This is a genomic window from Streptomyces sp. NPDC017979 (assembly GCF_044328175.1).
Lineage (GTDB): Bacteria > Actinomycetota > Actinomycetes > Streptomycetales > Streptomycetaceae > Streptomyces.
This window is the reverse complement of the sequence record NZ_JBIRGU010000001.1, coordinates 657572-670640: the sequence shown is the minus strand read 5'-3', so window position 1 is coordinate 670640 and position 13069 is coordinate 657572. Positions and strand designations below refer to the sequence as shown.

Genomic DNA, 13069 nt, shown 5'->3' with positions numbered 1-13069 from the left:
CGGCATGCTGCTCGAAGTACGCGACCTGCACGTGGAGTTCCGCACCCGGGACGGCGTCGCCCGGGCCGTGAACGGGGTGAGCTACCACGTCGACGAGGGCGAGACGCTCGCCGTGCTCGGCGAGTCCGGCTCCGGCAAGTCGGTCACCGCCCAGGCGGTCCTCGGCATCCTCGACACCCCGCCCGGCAGGATCACCGCCGGCCGGGTCCTCTTCCGCGGCCGGGACCTGCTCGCGCTCGACGAGGCCGAACGCCGCAAGGTCCGCGGCGCCGAGATCGCGATGATCTTCCAGGACGCGCTCTCCGCGCTGAACCCGGTGCTCAGCGTCGGCGCCCAGCTGGCCGAGATGTTCACCGTCCACCGCGGCCTGAAGAAGAAGGAGGCCCGGGCGAAGGCGGTGGAGCTGATGGAGCGCGTCGGCATCCCCGCCGCGGCCGAACGCGTCGGCGACTACCCGCACCAGTTCTCCGGCGGCATGCGCCAACGCATCATGATCGCCATGGCGCTGGCCCTCCAACCCGCCCTGATCATCGCCGACGAACCCACCACCGCGCTCGACGTCACCGTCCAGGCCCAGGTCATGGACCTGCTCGCGGAACTGCGCGACGAGTACGCGATGGGCCTGATCCTGATCACCCACGACCTGGGTGTCGTCGCGGACGTCGCCGACCGCATCGCCGTGATGTACGCCGGCCGGATCGTGGAGAGCGCCCCCGTCCACGACATCTACAAGGCCCCGGCCCACCCCTACACCCGCGGACTGCTCGACTCCATCCCGCGCCTGGACCGCAAGGGCCAACAGCTTTCCGCGATCAGCGGCCTGCCGCCGAACCTGATGGCCGTGCCGCCCGGCTGCGCCTTCCACCCGCGCTGCCCCCTGGTCCGCGACGTGTGCCGCACCGACGAGCCGCCGCTGTACGAGGCGGGCGAGGGCCGGCACAGCGCGTGCCACTTCTGGCGGGACACCCTGGCCGGCCGTCGCGACTGGAAGGGCGAGGAGGCCCCCGGTGCCTGAGACGATCATCGAGGTGCGCGACCTGGTCAAGCACTACCCCCTCACCCGGGGCATCCTCTTCAAGAAGCAGGTCGGCGCGGTGCGCGCGGTCGACGGCGTGGACCTCGACCTGTACCGGGGCGAGACGCTCGGCATCGTCGGCGAGTCCGGCTGCGGCAAGTCCACCCTCGCCAAGATGCTGGTCCACCTGGAGCGGCCCACCGCAGGCGTGATCCGCTACAAGGGCGAGGACATCACCAAGCTGTCCGGCCGCGCGCTCAAGGCGGTGCGCCGCAACATCCAGATGGTGTTCCAGGACCCGTACACCTCGCTCAACCCCCGGATGACGGTCGGCGACATCATCGGCGAGCCGTACGACATCCACCCCGAGGTGGCGCCCAAGGGCGACCGGCGCCGCCGGGTGCAGGAACTGCTGGACGTGGTGGGCCTCAACCCCGAGTACCTCAACCGCTACCCGCACCAGTTCAGCGGCGGCCAACGGCAGCGCATCGGCATCGCGCGGGGGCTCGCGCTGCGGCCGGAGGTGATCGTCGCCGACGAGCCGGTGTCCGCGCTGGACGTCTCGGTCCAGGCACAGGTGGTGAACCTGCTGGACCGGCTCCAGGACGAGTTCGGCCTTTCGTACGTCTTCATCGCCCACGACCTGTCGGTGGTCCGGCACATCTCGGACCGGGTGGGGGTGATGTACCTGGGGCGGGTCGTCGAACTCGGCCGGGACGAGGAGATCTACGACCACCCCACGCACCCGTACACCCAGGCGCTGCTGTCCGCGGTGCCGGTGCCGGACCCCGAGGCGCGCGAGCACCGGGACCGGATCATCCTGCACGGGGACGTGCCGTCGCCCGCGCACATCCCCTCCGGCTGCCGCTTCCGCACCCGCTGCTGGAAGGCGCAGGAGCGGTGCGCGCTGGAAGTGCCGCTGCTGGCGGTCCCCGCGGAGTTCCGGCTGACGGCGGAGGGCCCGGCGCGGCACCCGTCGGCGTGCCACTTCGCGGAGGAGCGCCGGGTGGTCCCGCCCGAGCCGCCCGAGCCGCCCGAAGCACCCGAGGCGCCGGAGCCGCCGGAGTCATCAGTGGGGTGACGTCGTTTTACCTGCGGGCAACGTCCCCGACGCGCGTCCGATATACGCGCGCGCCAAGCTCACCCCACGGCCGTGCGGGTGCCGTCCCCGGCCGGGACGCCCCTCTGACGCGCCCCGGCCGGTCGTCCCGCCCCCACACCCCTGAAGGACCGGGGCGGAGCCCACCCGCAGGGCTACACCCCCAACGCCCTCCTGAGGAACGCCACCTGGACGCGGAGCAGGTTCTCCGCGACCTCCTCCTGAGGGGTCATGTGGGTCACGCCGCTCAACGGAAGCACCTCGTGCTCGCGGCCCGCGGCCAAGAGCGCGGAGGAGAGGCGGAGGGTGTGGGCCACCAGGACGTTGTCGTCCGCGAGGCCGTGGATCAGCATCAGCGGCCGCACCGGCTCCTGCGCCCCGCTCAGCCCCTCGTCCGTCACCACCGAGTTCGCCGCGTACACCTCCGGCCGCTCCTGCGGCAGCCCGAGGTACCGCTCCGTGTAGTGCGTGTCGTACATCCGCTGGTCGGTCCCCGGCGCGCCCGCGATCCCCGCGTGGAAGACGTCGGGCCGCCGCAGCACCGCGAGCGCCGCCAGCGAGCCGCCGTAGGACCAGCCGCGGATGGCGACCCGGTCCAGGTCCAGCGGGAACGTGCGGGCGAGCGCGTGCAGCGCCGCCACCTGGTCGTCGACGGAGTGCAGGAACAAGTGGTCCTTGACCGACTTCTCCCACGCGGGGGAGCGGCCCGGCGTGCCCCGCCCGTCCGCGACGACCACCGCGAAGCCCTGGTCGGCGAACCACTGCGAGGTCAGGTACGGATGGTGCGCCGCGTACACCCGCTGCCCGTGCGGGCCGCCGTACGGGTCCATCAGCACCGGCAGCGGGCCGTCCCCCTCCCGGTAGCCCGTCGGCAGCAGCACCGCGCACGGGATGCGCTGCGGCCCCGCCTCGCACAGCCGGGGCCGGGCGGTGATCACCGGCTGCTCGGCGAGCGAGGCGACCGTCGCCACCCGCTCGCCGTCCCGCAGCACCCGGAACGTCGAGCCCGGCACGTCGGGCCGCGCTGACGTGAGCACGGTCACCGCGCCCGACCGGACCGCCGTGTGCACCCCGGGCCTCTCGGAGACCCGCTCCACGCCGAGTTCGTTGACCCGGTACACGTGGACCTCGCCGATCTCCGGCTCCGCCGCCTCCTCGCCCGCCGACGCCGTCACCAGCACGTCGTCGTCGCCGATGTCGAGGACCGCCCGCACGTGCAGCGCCGCCGTGGTCAACACCCGGTCCCCGACGGTCAGCACGCGCGCTCCGCCCTCGTCGGCGATGCGGACGAGCCGTCCGTCGGCCGCCCGGGCCGGCACCCCGGGGAAGAGTTCCAGCCAATCTGGATCTTCGTCGACGTGGACGGTCCGGGTCGCCCCGGACGCGGTGTCCACGGTCAGGCACCGCTGGGTGCGCTGGTCGCGCGCCTGGACGAGCAGCAGCGGCGCACCGCCGCTCGACCACTGCACCCGAGCGAGGTACGGGTGGCGCGCCCGGTCCCAGACGACCTCGGTGCGCTCGCCGTCCAGGCCGATCAGGAAGAGTCGTACGTCCGCGTTGGGCGTGCCGGCGAAGGGGTACGCGACGGACTGCGGCTCCCGCTCGGGGTGCGCCGGGTCCGACAGCCACACGCGCCGCACCTCCCGCTCGTCGACCCGCGCCACCAGCAGCCGGTCCGAGTCGGGCGACCACCAAAAGCCCCGCGGGCGCCCCATCTCCTCGGCCGCGACGAACTCCGCGAGGCCGTAGGAGACCCGGTCCTCCTCGGGCCCGGCGAGCACCCGGTCGCCCTCGCCGGCCACCTCGGCGACGCGCAGCGCGCCGCCCGCCACGTAAGCCACCCGCCGCCCGTCCGGCGACGGCCGGGGGTCGATCACCGGACCCCGTACGGGGAGTTCCCGGGTCGTCCCGGTCGACAGTTCCGCCGTGAACAGACGTCCGGACAGTGCGAAAGCCGCCAACTCGCCGGCCGAGTCCAGTGCATAGCCGACGATGCCCGCAGCACCCTCCCGGCTGCGTTCGCGTCGGGCCCGCTCCGCCGCCGACAGCCGCTCCGGCCCACCGCCGAGCAACTCCCGCGGGTCCGCCACCAGCCGCTCCGCCGGCTGCGTCGCGCCCTTCTCCGTACCCCCGGCGTCCCGGGAACCCACCAGGTCAAGCGCCCACAGCCCGCCGGCGGGGTCCGTGCCGGACGCCGAACGCAGGAACACCACCCGTGATCCGTCCGGCACGACGGTGAACGCACGGGGCGCACCGAGCGCAAAGCGTTGTGTACGAGCGAACTGGCGGGGAAAAGAAAGCTTGTTCCGCGTGGTCATGTGACCGAACCTAGCGGGCGTGCGCCCCGCGTGCTGCCGTGCACCAACCGATGCGTGGGCGTGGATAGTTATGATCCGTAGCGCGAGGTGGGTAGGAACCATCTGGCACATGCGACCTGCCCGTCCCGACCGAGTCTCTGTGGAGGTGAACCGCCGTGGCACTCTCGATTTCGGCGGTGGTGCTGCTGGCGATCGTCGTCTTCCTGCTGATCCGGAAGTCCGGGCTCAAGGGCGGGCATGCGGTTGTCTGCGTGTTGTTCGGTTTCTTTCTCGCGAGCTCGTCCTTCGAGCCCACGATCACCGACCTGACGACGAGCGTGGCCGACATGGTCGGCGACCTCAAGTTCTGACGGTCCGACCACCGGCGTCCGAACGAGCCGTCGTCCCGGCGGCTCGACCCGGACCCCACCCTTCACCCCGGCGCGGGGCCGTCGAGCGGCGGACCCGATGGCCGGAGGATCACGTTCCGCGGCGGCGGTCCGGCCTTCCCTCGTAGGCTGTGTGCATGACGGACCTTCCCACCCGTCGTCTGCTCCTCGTGCACGCGCACCCGGACGACGAGTCGATCACCAACGGCGCCACGATGGCCCGCTACGCCGCCGAAGGCGTGCAGGTCACCCTGGTCACCTGCACGCTCGGCGAGGAGGGCGAGGTCATTCCGCCCGACCTCGCCCATCTCACCGCCGACCGCGACGACGCGCTCGGCGCCCACCGCGTGGGCGAGCTGGCCGCCGCGATGAAGGAGCTGGGCGTCACCGACCACCGCTTCCTGGGCGGGCAGGGGCGCTACCGGGACTCCGGGATGATGGGCCTCGCCCAGAACCGTCGCGAGGGCGCGTTCTGGAACACCCCGGTCGACGACGCGGCCCCGGACCTCGTCGAGGTCATCCGCTCCGTGCGCCCGCAGGTCCTGGTGACGTACGACCCCGACGGCGGCTACGGGCACCCCGACCACATCCAGGCCCACCGGGTCGCCATGCGCGCCGCCGAGCTGGCGGGGGAGCGGGCCTTCCGGCGGGACCTCGGGGAGCCCTGGACCGTCGCCAAGGTGTACTGGACCCGGGTGCCGCGCTCGGTCGCCGAGGAGGGCTTCGCCCGGCTCCGGGCGCAGGGCGTGGAGTTCCCCGGGGTGGCCGCGCTGGACGACGTTCCGGGCGTGGTGGACGACTCCGTCGTCACCGCGGAGATCGACGGCCGCGAGTACGTCGGGCAGAAGGCGGCGGCGATGCGCGCGCACGCCACCCAGATCGCCGTGGACGGGCCCTTCTTCGCACTCTCCAACGACCTGGGGCAGCCGATCTTCACCACCGAGTACTTCGAGCTGGCCGAGGGCCGCTCGGGCGCGCCCGCGGGACAGCGGGAGCACGACCTGTTCGCGGGGCTCGCCGGAGCGGCCGGGGGCCCGGCCGGCTCGGCGGTGTCGGCGTGAGCGGGGGCCCCGGCGCCGGCCTGGCCCGCGACTGGACGACCCACCGGCCCCGGCCGGGACGCGTCGCCGCGTACCTCGGCCTCGCCGTCCTCGGTGCGTTCGTCGGCATTGCGGGTTCGCTGGTGCAAGCGGCCTGGCTCCCGCTCGGGTTGCTGCTCGCGCTGCTCGGCTCGGCGGGGCTCTTCTACGGTGCGCGCGAGGCCACCGGCAACCAACTCGGCGTGCTGTCCGCGGCGGTCGGTTGGCTGGTGGCGATCGTGCTGCTCAGCATCGGACGCCCCGAGGGCGACGCCCTGTTCGGCGCCGGCGTCGGCCCGCTGCTGTTCATCCTGGGCGGCATGGGCGTCGCTGTGATGTGTGCCACCCTGGGCCGACCCTTGCAACCGGGCGGCCGTTCCGGTCGACTTGAGGGGTAGCGGTGCGGTAGGAGCGCGACCCGATCGAGTGGGACCGCGAAGAGCCCGACCGAGTGCCCGGCCCCCGGTGCGGTGGGCCGCACGGCGCCCGCCTGCGGCCCCGTCGGAATGAGGCTTTCCACAGTCGTGGGGTGAGCGTCAGCGACGGCCAGTATGGTGGTGCGCGCCGCCGAGCCGCCCTCAGCACGTGGAACACAGTAAGAAGCGGGCGGCGAAGCCAACCGGGAGATCCTGCTTTGAGTCGTGAAACTGACAGTTCGTCCTCCGGGCCGCAGGGGCGCGGCGGAGCCGCGTACCCCTCGGGGACGCCGCCGTACGGTTCGCGCCGCTACGCCGGCGCCGACGGCGAGCCGAAGCCGGACGCGGCCAAGTCCGAGCCCAAGACCGAGACGACGATCACCACCCGCATCCGCATCAACATCCCCGGGTCGCGGCCCATTCCGCCCGTGGTGATGCGCAAGCCCGTGAACGAATCCGAGTCCGCGACGCCGGCGCCGGGACCCGGTGGGGAGGGCGAGACGGAGCGCACCGCGGCCATGCCGGTGTTCGACGCCACGGCGCCACCGCCCGCGCCCGGTGCCGGCACCGAGCCGCGGCCCGACGCCGGCGGCCCCGAGCCCACCAGCGACTGGTTCGCGCCGCGCAAGTCCGGCACCAACGGCGCCGGGCTGCGGGTGCCCACGGGCCCGCCCGGGACCCCGACCGCGGGCACCACGACGGGCGGGGCGAACGGCACGGCCGGCGCGCCGCCGCGGAGTTCGCTGAGCGACCTCGCGGGCGGTACGGGGTCGGCGGCAGCGGCTGGCGCCGGTGCGCCCGCGTCCGGTCCGCAGACGCCCGCGCTGGGCGTACGCACGCCGTCAGCGCCCGGAGCGACGGGGCCGTCGGGCCCGGCCGGGCCCACGACCGGTCCCGCGCAGGGCACCATGCCGGTCGCCCCGGGCGCCGGCTCCGGTGTACCCGGTGTTCCCGGCGCGCCCCGGATGTCCGACGACACGGCCGTACTGACGCCGCAGAAGCCCGCGCCCGCGCCGGGTGGCGCCGCTGGTACCGGCCCCGGGGGCAACGTCTCCGGCGAAACGCTCACCAGCGGCGTGCCGGTCGTCAAGCCGGAGCCCTCGGGCTTCCCCGCCGGTCCGCACGGCGCCGCGGCAGCTCCCTCCGACGCGGCCGCACCGCCGTCGAAGCCGGGGGGCGCCTCGGCCGCGCCCTCTTCGCCCTCGTCGCGCCCCGCGCCGCCGCCCGCCAAGAAGAAGGGCCGCTCCAAGCTGGTGCTCGTCGGCGTGGCGGCCGTCGGCGCGGTCGGCGTCGCCTACGGCGCCGGCCTCCTGCTGAACCACTCCGACGTGCCGAAGAGCACCACCGTCCTCGGCGTCGACATCGGCGGCGGCACCCGCGAGCAGGCCGTCGGCAAGCTCGAAGGCGCCCTCGGCAAGCGCGCCGCGGCCCCGCTCAAGCTCTCCGTCGGCGGCAAGGAGGTCGAGCTCGCTCCGGACAAGGCGGGCCTGTCCCTCGACAGCCAGACCACCGTGCGCAACGCGGCCGGCAGCGACTACAACCCCGTGTCGGTCATCGGCTCGCTGTTCGGCGGCGAACGCGTCGCCGAGCCCGTGATCGTCGTGGACGAGGAGAAGCTCCGCGCCGCCCTCACCGACCTGGCCGGCACGGCCGGTTCCGCGGTCGAGGGCACGATCAAGTTCGAACCGGGCGAGGTCGTCCTCGTCCCCGGCAAGGCGGGCAAGTCGCTGGACGCGGACCGCTCGCTGCTGTTGGTCAAGGACGCGTACCGGGCGCAGGTCGAGAAGGGGCGGCCGAACGTCGTCGAACTGCCCGTCGCCGAACGCGAACCGTCGATAACGCAGGCGGAGCTGGAGCGGGCGAAGAAGGAGTTCGCCGACCCCGCGATGTCCGGGCTGGTCACGGTCAGGGCGGGCGGCAAGAAGATCGACTTCGGCCCGAACAGGTCGCTGCCGCAGATCCTGTCGATGAAGGCGATCGACGGGAAGTTGGTGGAGGTCTACGACAAGGAGGCGATCGCCGAGCTGGTGGGCGGTACGTTCCAGGGCGTGATGATCACGAAGGGCGACGGCAAGCAGCACCAGTTGGGCCCGGACGACATCGCCCAGGCGATGGGTCCGGCGCTGCGGGGCAAGACCCGGGAGGACCGCACGGTCGACATCCAGCTCGACTGACGCGCCCCGCGCAGCCCCCTGCGGGCTGCGCGCCGCACCACCCGAACGCACCCGCGGGTCCCCTGCGGGTGCGTCGGTGTGTGCGGACGCGTTCTGACTGCCCGCGCGGCTTCTCGTGCGGCTGGACGTCTCCGCGGTTCCCCTCCGGGAGCGTTGGTGTGTGCGGACCGGTGGTGGGCTTGTCGCGCAGTTCCCCGCGCCCCTGGTTGCCCCCTGCCGGCTTGCGGGGATTGATCACCCCGATTCCCCGCAGACGAGCGAGGCCCCTCAGAGGGGATGAACTGTGCCCGCAACCAAGGACGGGCTGCAGGTAGGCATCGGGGAGCGCAACACAGGGGCGCGAGGAACTGCGCGGGCACCCCCCCCCACGGTCCGCACACACCAACGCTTCCACAGGGGAACGGCGGGGATGTCTAGGGGCGCGAGGAACTGCGCGGGCAACCCCCCCGCGGTCCGCGGAAACCGATGCTCCCGCAGGGGAATGGCGGGGATGTCTAGGGGTGCGAGGAACTGCGCGGGCAATCCTCACGGTCCGCGGAAACCGATGCTCCCGCAGGGGAACGGCGGGGATGTCTAGGGGCGCGAGGAACTGCGCGGGCAACCCCCCACGGGCCGCACACACCAACGCTCCCGCAGGGGAACGGCGGGGATGTCTAGGGGCGCGAGGAACTGCGCGGGCAACCCCCCACGGGCCGCACACACCAACGCTTCCACAGGGGAACGGCGGGGATTTCCAGGGGCGTTGGGAGTTCCCCCATGCCCTCTGGACATAGGGGGCGGAACGGCGCGACAAGCCCACCACCGGCCCGCAGAGACCAACGCTCCGGCGGGGGAACGGCGGAGACGTCCAGCCGCACGAGAGGCTGCGCGGGCAACCACACGACCCGCACACCAGCGCACCCGCAGGGGGCGAGGCTCTCGTCAGTTGAGCCTCGCTCGGGCCGCGCGGGCTCGCGAGCGCAGCGTCTCCGCGGTGGTGGGGTCCACCTCCGCCACCACCTCCGCGTAGGACTCCAGCTCCACCGCACCCCGCAGGAACTCGCCCCGCTGCACCAGGAGTTCCGCCCGTTCGTAGCGCAGGCGCGCCGGGTGGGAGGGGAGCGCCAAGGAGAGTTCCACCGCCCACAGGGCGACCGCCGACTGCTCCGGGCGGGCGGAAGCCCACGCGCGGATGTTGTTCAGCACCCGGCCCACCACCTCCAGCACCGGCGCCGGCTGCAGCATCGAGGCGGCGGGCGGCACCCCCGTCGCACCCGCCACCATCAGCGCGGCCTCCGGGCCGGTCAGGACGCGTCCGCCCGCGAACGGGTCCGCGAGCACCTGGTCCTCCGGCGGGCCGAAGCCGACGACGAAGTGCCCGGGCAGCGCCACCCCGTACACCGGCGCCCCCGCGCGCCGCGCGACCTCCACCCAGACGACGGACAGCAGGATCGGCAGCCCGCGCCGCCGCTCCAACACCTCGTGCAGCAGCGAGGACTCCAGCCGGCGGTAGTCGCCGGGGGTGCCGTGGAAGCCGTGCTCGTCGCCCAGCAGCCGCTCCAGCGCCGTCGCCCACGCGCGCGGCGTGTGCAGGCCGTACGGGAGTTGCCCGGCCAGCCGGTCCAGTTCGATCTGCGCCGCGTCCACCCCGGCGTCGTCCAGCGATGGATCGGCGACCCGCCCCAACAGCAGGCACAGCAGCGCGAGGTCGGGCCGTTCGGCGCGGGCCTCGGCGGCGAACGCCTCCCTGGGGTCGTCCGCCCGCGGGCCGTCCGGCTCGTCACGCATCGGAGTGGCCCTGGGGTGCGCGGTAGTGGTGGTAGCTGTGGTGCGTGGTGAAGCCCATGCCCTCGTAGAGCGCGCCCGCGCCCGCGTTGTCCGCCTCCACCTGGAGCCAGGCCGCCGACGCCCCCTCCTCCAGGGCGCGCCGGGCCAGCGCGGTCATCACGGCCGTGGCCAGCCCCTGGCGGCGGTGCGCCGGGTCCACCTCGACCGCCATGAAGCCGGCCCACCGGCCGTCCACCACGCACCGCCCGATCGCCGCCGGCACGTCCGGTCCGCCCGTGCCCGGCACCGCCGCGAACCACACCGAGGGGCCCCCGGCCAGCACCTTCAGCACGTGCGGGCCGGGCTCGCCGGACCGCTGGTAGCGCCGCAGCCAGCCCGGCCCCAGCTCGTCGACCGAGCGCGCCAGCGTCACCCGCGCCACGTCCGCGTCCAGGTCCCCGACCGCTGCGAGGCCGGAGATCCGCACGTCCGCGGACACCTCGCGCCGCCAGCCGCGCTCCGCCAGCTCCGCGCAGAGCACCTCCTGCGTGCCCGCGGCGCCGGTCGCGGCCTGGACGTACGCGGGCAGGCCGCGTTCCCCGTACCACTCGCACACCCGCGCCAGCGCCCGGTCGAGCGGGACGCCGGGGTCGCCGAGCGCCAGCGCCGAGTTCGCCCGTCGGGTGAAGCCGACGGAGGGGCCGGAGCGGGGCCCGCCCGGCGCCTCCTGGTACGCGGCCCGCAGCCGCCACTCGCCGAGCGCCTCGCTCTCCACCGGCGGCCACGCCCGCGCGCCGGCCCGGGTCAGCTCGACGAAGTCCGCGGCCGGCAGCCCGCGGCGCCGCGCGGGCGCGGCCGGCACCACCTTGCCCGCCGCCAGCTCGCCTTCGGGCACGCGCACGGACCGCCCGTCGCGGCGAGTGATCACCAGCACACCTTCGTTCCACGATGTGAGAACGCCGACCGTGTCGGTGAACGCCCCACCGCCGCCAGCGGGGTCGACAAAGCGCCTAATGGATACTCGTTTACCCACGTCAAGAGGTGTAATACGGACTTTGAGGCGACCGGCGCCGGCAATTTCCACTGCTCTGTGAGCCCCTCGTGTTCGGATCGTCTCCAGGAACGGAGATACTAGGGGCGGGCATCGACGACGCCGCGCTCCCGCGCAAGCCAAGAGCCCTACCAAGGAGGAACGACAGCGTGACCTACGTCATCGCGCAGCCTTGTGTCGACGTCAAGGACAAGGCATGCATCGAGGAGTGCCCCGTCGACTGCATCTACGAGGGCTCCCGGTCCTTGTACATCCATCCGGACGAATGCGTCGACTGCGGGGCCTGTGAGCCCGTCTGCCCCGTCGAGGCGATCTTCTACGAGGACGACACCCCGGAGGAGTGGAAGGACTACTACAAGGCGAACGTCGAGTTCTTCGACGAGCTGGGCTCTCCCGGCGGCGCCTCCAAGCTCGGGCTGATCGAGCGGGACCACCCCTTCATCGCCGCGCTGCCGCCGCAGAACGGCTGATCCGCCGGCGAGCGAGCCGATCCCTGCCGGTCCCGTACGGTCGACGTCCGTACGGGACCGTTGCGTTTCTCCCGCCTCAGCCCGCCCTGGCCGCGCCCCGGCCCGGGTCGTCGATCCGCACGTACGAGAAAGAGAAAGCCCGTGTCCGCAGCTCCGTCAGCACCGTCAGCCCCTTCGGGCTCCCCGCGCGTCTCGGCGCGCCTGCCCGTCTTCCCCTGGGACAAGCTGGAGCCGTACAAGGCGACGGCCGCGGCCCACGCCGACGGCATCGTGGACCTGTCCGTCGGCACCCCCGTGGACCCCGTCCCCGAGGTCATCCGGCAGGCCCTGACCGACGCCGCGGACTCCCCGGGCTATCCGACGGTGTGGGGCACGCCCGCCCTGCGGGACGCGCTCACCGGGTGGGCGGAGCGACGGCTCGGCGCGGTCGGCGTGACGCACGCGAACGTGCTGCCCGTCGTCGGTTCCAAGGAGCTGGTGGCCTGGCTGCCCACGCAACTCGGTCTCGGGGCGGGCGACGTGGTGGCCTACCCGCGGTTCGCCTACCCGACGTACGAGGTCGGCGCGCGGCTGTGCGGCGCGACCCCCGTCGCGTACGACGACCCGACCGAGCTGGACCCCGCCACGCTGAAGCTGCTGTGGCTCAACTCCCCCTCCAACCCCACCGGTCGCGTCCTGGCCAAGGACGAACTGGTCCGGATCGTCGCCTGGGCGCGGGAGCACGGCGTCCTCGTCCTCAGCGACGAGTGCTACTTGGAGCTGGGGTGGGAGGCCGAGCCCGTCTCGGTGCTGCACCCGGACGTCAGCGGGGGCACGTACGAGGGCCTCGTCGCGGTCCACTCGCTCTCCAAGCGCTCCAACCTGGCCGGCTACCGGGCCGCGTTCGTCGCCGGTGACGCCGACGTGCTCGGCGAGCTGCTCCAGATCCGCAAGCACGGCGGGATGATGGTCCCCGCCCCGGTCCAGGCCGCCACGATCGCGGCGCTCGGCGACGACGCCCACGTGGCCGAGCAGCGGCTGCGGTACGCGGCCCGCCGCACCGCGCTGCGGGCGGCGCTGGAGGGCCACGGCTTCCGGATCGAGCACAGCGAGGCGGGCCTCTACCTGTGGGCGACCCGCGACGAGCCGTGCTGGGACACCGTGGCGCACCTCGCCGAGCTGGGCGTCCTGGTGGCCCCGGGAGACTTCTACGGGCCGGCGGGGGACCGCTTCGTCCGGGTGGCGATCACGGCGACGGACGAGCGCGTGGCGGCGGCGGTCGAGCGGCTGACCGCGTAGCCGACCGGCGCGGCACGGCACGGTGCGGGCGAAGAAGGCGCCGACCGGCGAAGGC

Annotated in this window: 11 protein-coding genes; 8 read left to right on the top strand and 3 right to left on the bottom strand. The window is 73.7% G+C overall.

Annotated elements, in window-relative coordinates:
• The first annotated feature begins 4 nt into the window (after positions 1-4).
• Positions 5-1015, top strand: a complete 1011-nt coding sequence (locus tag ACH4E8_RS02840) for an ABC transporter ATP-binding protein (RefSeq protein WP_398443686.1) — start codon at positions 5-7, stop codon at positions 1013-1015.
• On the top strand, positions 1008-2096 hold the full coding sequence (locus tag ACH4E8_RS02835) for an ABC transporter ATP-binding protein (protein WP_398443684.1): 1089 nt from the start codon (positions 1008-1010) through the stop codon (positions 2094-2096). Before ACH4E8_RS02840 ends, ACH4E8_RS02835 begins: the two co-directional genes overlap by 8 nt.
• A 173-nt stretch (positions 2097-2269) precedes the next feature.
• On the opposite strand, the gene ACH4E8_RS02830 is transcribed toward ACH4E8_RS02835, so the two are convergent.
• A complete protein-coding gene (locus ACH4E8_RS02830; RefSeq protein ID WP_398443682.1) occupies positions 2270-4432 on the bottom strand; it encodes a prolyl oligopeptidase family serine peptidase in 2163 nt (720 codons plus the stop codon).
• A 155-nt stretch (positions 4433-4587) separates the two neighbouring features.
• Between ACH4E8_RS02830 and ACH4E8_RS02825 the strand changes: the two genes are divergently transcribed.
• From ACH4E8_RS02825 to ACH4E8_RS02810, 4 genes are all read left to right on the top strand, one after another.
• Positions 4588-4782, top strand: coding sequence for a hypothetical protein (locus ACH4E8_RS02825; RefSeq protein WP_361529667.1), 195 nt, complete (start codon positions 4588-4590; stop codon positions 4780-4782).
• A gap of 155 nt (positions 4783-4937) precedes the next feature.
• A complete protein-coding gene (gene mshB / locus ACH4E8_RS02820; RefSeq protein ID WP_398443680.1) occupies positions 4938-5861 on the top strand; it encodes an N-acetyl-1-D-myo-inositol-2-amino-2-deoxy-alpha-D-glucopyranoside deacetylase in 924 nt (307 codons plus the stop codon).
• Positions 5858-6277, top strand: a complete 420-nt coding sequence (locus ACH4E8_RS02815) for a DUF6113 family protein (RefSeq protein WP_398443678.1) — start codon at positions 5858-5860, stop codon at positions 6275-6277. Before mshB ends, ACH4E8_RS02815 begins: the two co-directional genes overlap by 4 nt.
• Positions 6278-6513: 236 nt before the next feature.
• Positions 6514-8469: a peptidoglycan binding domain-containing protein gene (locus ACH4E8_RS02810; RefSeq protein WP_398443676.1), complete on the top strand. Its 1956-nt coding sequence runs from the start codon at positions 6514-6516 to the stop codon at positions 8467-8469.
• 921 nt (positions 8470-9390) lie between these two features.
• Here ACH4E8_RS02810 and ACH4E8_RS02805 read toward each other — a convergent pair.
• Both ACH4E8_RS02805 and ACH4E8_RS02800 read right to left on the bottom strand, forming a co-directional pair.
• Entirely contained in the window at positions 9391-10236 is an 846-nt protein-coding gene (locus ACH4E8_RS02805) for a tetratricopeptide repeat protein (protein ID WP_398443674.1), read from the bottom strand.
• Positions 10229-11299, bottom strand: coding sequence for a GNAT family N-acetyltransferase (locus tag ACH4E8_RS02800; protein ID WP_398443672.1), 1071 nt, complete (start codon positions 11297-11299; stop codon positions 10229-10231). The genes ACH4E8_RS02805 and ACH4E8_RS02800 overlap by 8 nt, the downstream gene beginning before the upstream one ends.
• 116 nt (positions 11300-11415) lie before the next feature.
• Between ACH4E8_RS02800 and fdxA the strand changes: the two genes are divergently transcribed.
• A complete protein-coding gene (gene fdxA / locus ACH4E8_RS02795) occupies positions 11416-11736 on the top strand; it encodes a ferredoxin (RefSeq protein WP_003985062.1) in 321 nt (106 codons plus the stop codon).
• A gap of 141 nt (positions 11737-11877) precedes the next feature.
• On the top strand, positions 11878-13014 hold the full coding sequence (dapC, locus tag ACH4E8_RS02790) for a succinyldiaminopimelate transaminase (RefSeq protein WP_398443670.1): 1137 nt from the start codon (positions 11878-11880) through the stop codon (positions 13012-13014).
• Positions 13015-13069 lie beyond the last annotated feature (55 nt).

Bases quoted from the DNA above. Each gene is read 5' to 3' on its own strand.
- ACH4E8_RS02805 (WP_398443674.1), bottom strand. From the start codon at position 10,236: ATGCGTGACGAGCCGGACGGCCCGCGGGCGGACGACCCCAGGGAGGCG.
- ACH4E8_RS02840 (WP_398443686.1), top strand. From the start codon at position 5: ATGCTGCTCGAAGTACGCGACCTGCACGTGGAGTTCCGCACCCGGGAC.
- ACH4E8_RS02830 (WP_398443682.1), bottom strand. From the start codon at position 4,432: ATGACCACGCGGAACAAGCTTTCTTTTCCCCGCCAGTTCGCTCGTACA.
- mshB (WP_398443680.1), top strand. From the start codon at position 4,938: ATGACGGACCTTCCCACCCGTCGTCTGCTCCTCGTGCACGCGCACCCG.